At 66.4% G+C, this 906-nt stretch carries 1 protein-coding gene; it reads right to left on the reverse strand.

Translation table 11 applies throughout. The annotated features are described in order from the left end of the window. Positions 1 to 53: 53 nt before the first annotated feature. Positions 54 to 906: LLM class flavin-dependent oxidoreductase (locus tag F6S12_RS32290; protein WP_315869930.1), on the reverse strand; the 853-nt coding region annotated here is incomplete at its 5' end.

A 906-nucleotide genomic window follows, 5' to 3' on the forward strand; every position in this document is an offset into this window, starting at 1 on the left:
TGTGGCCGAGAAAACGACGGCGGCTCAAGCCCGAGTAGTCCTGGCTCATGGCGTCAGGCTCCTGCCGGGCCGTTGGCGCTGCGCAGCTCCAGCGGCGCTTGCGGCTGACGGCTCAGGGCCGCGCGCTCGCCGCGAAAGTGCGGCAGGATGTGCTCGCCCAGGCGGTAGGCTTCCTCCAGGTGCGGGTAGCCGGCGAGGAAGAACAGGTCGATACCGATGGCGTGGTACTCGCGGATCCGCGCCACCACGTTTTCGTAGCTGCCCACCAGGGCGCAGCCCGGCGGTATGCCGATGTAGCCGAAGCCGGTCCAGACATTGGGGTGGATGAAGAAATCCTCGAAGCCCTGGGTCTCGTTCTTCTGTGCGAAGCCGTTCTCGTAGCTGAGCTTGCGCGCGGTGCGCAGCCCGGCATGGGCGGCCACGGCCTTGACCGCGCCCTTGGCGATGCCCTCGTCGAAGAAGCGCTTGGCCTCGGTGCGCGCCAGTTCCTCGGTTTCCCGGGTGATGACGTCGATCGACAGGCCGAAGCGGATATCGCTGCGGCCGTACTGCAAGGCGCGCTCACGAATATCGGCGATCAACGCGGCGATCTCGTCCGGGTGCTCGGCGCGCATCAGGTAGAAGTCGGCATGCTTGGCGGCGAATTCCCGAGCGGCGATGGACGATCCCGCGGTGCAGATCAGCGGCAGCTCGGCCTTCTTCAAGGGGCCGCGCAGGCCGCCGCCTTCGGCGCGGTAGAACTGGCCCTGGTAGTGGAAGTTCTCGTTGTGCCAGTAGCCCTTGACCACGTCCATGAACTCGGTGGCACGGGCATAGCGCTCATCGTGGTCGCTGAAGTCGCCGACCTGGCGCTGAATGGCATCCGAGCCGCCGTTGATGATGTTCCACACCAGGCGGTTGCCGGTG

The organism is Pseudomonas sp. JV245A (assembly GCF_032424515.1).
Lineage (GTDB): Bacteria > Pseudomonadota > Gammaproteobacteria > Pseudomonadales > Pseudomonadaceae > Aquipseudomonas > Aquipseudomonas protegens.